7 protein-coding genes and 1 pseudogene are annotated in these 3,220 nt (G+C 59.2%); all 8 read right to left on the bottom strand.

Annotated features, from left to right (window positions below; all coding sequences use genetic code 11):
• Window positions 1-74: 74 nt before the first annotated feature.
• On the bottom strand, window positions 75-383 hold the full coding sequence (locus tag QZY03_RS29940; protein WP_295587706.1) for a DUF2887 domain-containing protein: 309 nt from the start codon (window positions 381-383) through the stop codon (window positions 75-77).
• 28 nt (window positions 384-411) lie between these two features.
• Window positions 412-681, bottom strand: a pseudogene (locus QZY03_RS32325) (type II toxin-antitoxin system PemK/MazF family toxin); the annotation flags it as partial.
• Complete coding sequence (locus tag QZY03_RS29935) at window positions 671-865, bottom strand: DUF2281 domain-containing protein (protein WP_295587704.1); 195 nt, start codon at window positions 863-865, stop codon at window positions 671-673. The gene QZY03_RS29935 and the pseudogene QZY03_RS32325, both read right to left, overlap by 11 nt.
• Window positions 862-1,098, bottom strand: a complete 237-nt coding sequence (locus tag QZY03_RS29930) for a hypothetical protein (RefSeq protein ID WP_295587702.1) — start codon at window positions 1,096-1,098, stop codon at window positions 862-864. The genes QZY03_RS29935 and QZY03_RS29930 overlap by 4 nt, the downstream gene beginning before the upstream one ends.
• A complete protein-coding gene (locus QZY03_RS29925) occupies window positions 1,095-1,613 on the bottom strand; it encodes a zeta toxin family protein (protein ID WP_295587708.1) in 519 nt (172 codons plus the stop codon). Before QZY03_RS29925 ends, QZY03_RS29930 begins: the two co-directional genes overlap by 4 nt.
• Window positions 1,614-1,700: 87 nt before the next feature.
• Entirely contained in the window at window positions 1,701-1,988 is a 288-nt protein-coding gene (locus QZY03_RS29920) for an aspartyl protease family protein (protein ID WP_295587700.1), read from the bottom strand.
• Entirely contained in the window at window positions 1,985-2,242 is a 258-nt protein-coding gene (locus tag QZY03_RS29915; protein WP_295587698.1) for a hypothetical protein, read from the bottom strand. Before QZY03_RS29915 ends, QZY03_RS29920 begins: the two co-directional genes overlap by 4 nt.
• Window positions 2,243-2,391: 149 nt before the next feature.
• The gene (locus tag QZY03_RS29910) at window positions 2,392-3,015 is read right to left on the bottom strand and encodes a hypothetical protein (protein ID WP_295587696.1); all 624 of its coding nucleotides are present in this window, start codon (window positions 3,013-3,015) and stop codon (window positions 2,392-2,394) included.
• Between the last annotated feature and the right edge of the window lie 205 nt (window positions 3,016-3,220).

Raw genomic sequence — 3,220 nt, 5'->3', positions numbered from 1 at the left:
TTCCGGCCACTTGGGCTCGCCGGGTGCGTAGTCAGGCCATCCTGGCCTGACACCGTCAGGGCTGGAAGCCCTGACTACGCATGCCGCTGGCCGGGATTACGATCAAGGCCCACGGTCTCGATCAGGTCGAGAGTCGACTCGCGCTGCCCGGCCGCGGTCTGTTCATCGATCAAGGCACGCGCCTCGGTGAGCAGTGGCTCCCGGTCCATGACCACCAGACGGGCGAGCCGCGCCCCCAGCCCGAGCCCGGAACGGCCGAGCAGATCCTTGAGGTAGACCCGATGAAGGCTGCCGCAACGGATCAGGGCATCGTAGGGCGTGGTATCGCCAACATCGTACGACCGTTCGGGAAACACCACCACTGCCCGCCAGGGGCCGATCACCTGGTACCGAAATAGACATGCTGCTCGCGGACCCGAAAACTTTGTTTACCAGAACAACGTTCAAGGTAACGACCCTGTCGGTACGCACCCAACCCGTCGCGGGCAGCACGCCGTGACTGATGTCCTGATCACCGATGGCGATGGCGTTTCTGTGGTGTGGGCGCGAGGTCACGGCGACCGCAAGAAAGTCACCGTAGCCATCCGGGTCGGCCAACACCAAGACTGGCCGTCGCTTTGCGGACGACAGGTCGGTGAACGGAAACGGCACCAGGGCCAAGTCGCCGCGCCTATAGATCATTCCATACCTCATCTTCCGGATTATCCCAGACGACGGCGAGCGAACCCGCTTGAGCAACCATCAGATCCTCCCATTCCGCTCGCTCGCTCTTTTCCTTCAGGTAACCGATGAAATCCAGTACCTCCCGAGCCTGGGTCTCGGGGAGTGTCTTGATCTGTTCGTAGGCCAACTCTGCAACAGTCATGATTGACTCTCCCGGACTGATCCACTCGGCGTCAATGATGCGCTGCCTTCGCTGTCAGGCTCGGCTGCACTGGTGGAGTCGAGCCCGTCGTGGAGCAAGGTGGCGGGCGGACGGACCACGAACCGCGTGCCGGTTTGCTCGGCCAGGCGACGCGCCCTCTCGGAGGCCCGCATCAGCGCCACCGGTGCGGCCTGCATGTCGGGGTCATTGAGTCGGGAAACTGGGGTCTTCATGGGCGGCCTCCTTCGGCAATCAGGGCAGGGGGTTCGCTGGCATTGTCGTAAAGCTGCCACATATCCACCAGCCATCTATAAGGATGGGAAAAATTCCTCAAGCCCGAAGCAAAGCGACGGCGAATCGTCAACTCTGGGACGGCATGTCCGCCCTGAGCTACCCGCTCCGCAACGCGAGCTATAGCCGTCTCCGGGTCCGGTAAGGACAGAAAGATCAGTTTGACTACAAAGCCCTGTACTCGCCATTTCGGGATGGTCCGAGCGTAGCCAAGACCGGCCAGTGTCGTCTCGAAGGCGAAGCTCTCGCCCTTTCGCACATGGTCGGCGATGGCCTCCAGCATCAGCCGCCCCGCCTTGATTGCGGCGAGTTCGGGCGCGAAAGGCGACAGCCCGGCGGCGATCAGGTCGGCATTGACGAAAATCGGGCAACCGGCCTCGTTCGGCAGGAACTCGCGAGCGAAGGTGGTCTTGCCCGCGCCGTTGGGGCCGGCGATGATCACGATGCGTTTGTTCATCTTCACGGTTTAGTGATTTCCAACTGGGAGCGGTCAATGACCGCGCCAACCGCGGTTAGAAAGCTCATCCCCACAATACCGGCAATCTCAAATCCGTAATCCATCTATCGCGAGGTCGCTCACCGCGAGGTCATCCAGCGCGAGGCGATCGACCTTCTTCGTGAACACGAATTCCGCTTCGCCAACACCGCGAATGCGCTGTACAAGATCAAACGGCTCGTAGTGCAGCCCGATAGCCGACAATTGGTCCGCGTCGAAAATGCATCCGGCCGAGCCCGTATCCAGTAAGACATTTTCGATCTTGACCTGTCGTCCGCGGTACTCAATCTCTGCGCTGATAAAGGGTAGGCCATGACGCAGCTCGATATTCATCATGCGCTCCGGATGCCGAGCCACTGCCGCTCCAGGATGTCCAGCGTATCCCGGCTGGTGTGGAAGACGTAAAGCTCCCGTTGCGGAACTTCGCGATGCGTTCGTGCGTAGGCGCTCATGGCCGTCGCCGAATCGGGGAAGGCGTCAAGCACCGCCAATTGGTCGAGAATACGGTGGTCGTCTTCGGAATGGGCCTTAACCGCCTCCAGCAGAAGCCACTGTTGGGGATAATAGTCGCGGATTTCTTGCCATTGCATCGCTGCGCTCCTGAGTGACTCAAATACCAGAGCGGGGGCCTGGGCGCTTGGTGTACTGATAAGAATTGCTCGGCTGCATCGTGCTCCGCAACCGAAATGCTCTTATCGTCAGCTTAAACAAATGGCCTTAGCCGCTTTGTCTTGCTCATCTAGCTATAGATTACGGAGCCTTCTCGGGTGGCTCCGCTGCGTAGCCTAGATACGAATGCCCAGAGCAGAGAGTCGATAACTTTCTCGTCAGTGAAATAGACTGGAAGGAATGCTGCCCGGAAGGCAGTTATTGATGCTGCCAGCAAATCGTTCGCCAGGATCCTTGCGTATTCGGAGCGTAGGAACCCATGAAAACTTTCGAGCTGGCTGATCCGATTCCCAAGGGAGAGAGTGCGGGCGGGCTCCCGAAAGAAATAAAACGCGGCAATCTGGCTGTCGTAAATCGGCAACCGGCGATTCTTCATATGGATTAGCTTCGTGGCAAACGAAAACTGAAGACTCTGGCGTTCGTTCCGGTGAGTTGGTAACTTATAGAGATCTCCGGCAAGGTTTCCCAGCGTTGGCATGCTGTCTGTAGCCGCAGCGAGGCGGCCGAAATACTCTTGGTAGTAGCTCGGGCCGAGGCGGGCCGCATTCATAGCCCAATATGCTCGATATTTCGATTGATATTCCGACTCACCAGCGCGATCGATATTCTCGACGAGCCAGTCGTAATCCCGAACGTGGGCCGCTGGGATAGAGCCGACGATGCTCCGAATGTGGGTTTCGATCAGACGGAACACGTTAGGCAGATCTTAGGGATTGTCGTACTTTCGCTCCGGCGAGGCAAGTTCCTTCTGGAGCAGGCAGCAATTCTAAATTCGGGCGGCATCGCGCGATCCCTGGTGGATGCGGCGCGCGCGACCGAGGTGCCGGATCCCTGACACCGAGCGGCGCGCCTTATCCACCCTACAGCGGAGCCGGTTTTGTAGGGTGGATAAGCGCAGC

The sequence above is a fragment of the uncultured Lamprocystis sp. genome, from assembly GCF_903933125.1.
GTDB lineage: Bacteria > Pseudomonadota > Gammaproteobacteria > Chromatiales > Chromatiaceae > Thiodictyon.
The sequence above is the reverse complement of the archived record's forward strand: the minus strand, read 5'-3'. Positions and strand labels throughout refer to the sequence as shown.

What these genes read in the sequence shown, in the direction of transcription:
- QZY03_RS29935 (WP_295587704.1), bottom strand. Translation starts at nt 865, where the DNA reads ATGACTGTTGCAGAGTTGGCCTACGAACAGATCAAGACACTCCCCGAG.
- QZY03_RS29930 (WP_295587702.1), bottom strand. Translation starts at nt 1,098, where the DNA reads ATGAAGACCCCAGTTTCCCGACTCAATGACCCCGACATGCAGGCCGCA.
- QZY03_RS29925 (WP_295587708.1), bottom strand. Translation starts at nt 1,613, where the DNA reads ATGAACAAACGCATCGTGATCATCGCCGGCCCCAACGGCGCGGGCAAG.
- QZY03_RS29920 (WP_295587700.1), bottom strand. Translation starts at nt 1,988, where the DNA reads ATGATGAATATCGAGCTGCGTCATGGCCTACCCTTTATCAGCGCAGAG.
- QZY03_RS29915 (WP_295587698.1), bottom strand. Translation starts at nt 2,242, where the DNA reads ATGCAATGGCAAGAAATCCGCGACTATTATCCCCAACAGTGGCTTCTG.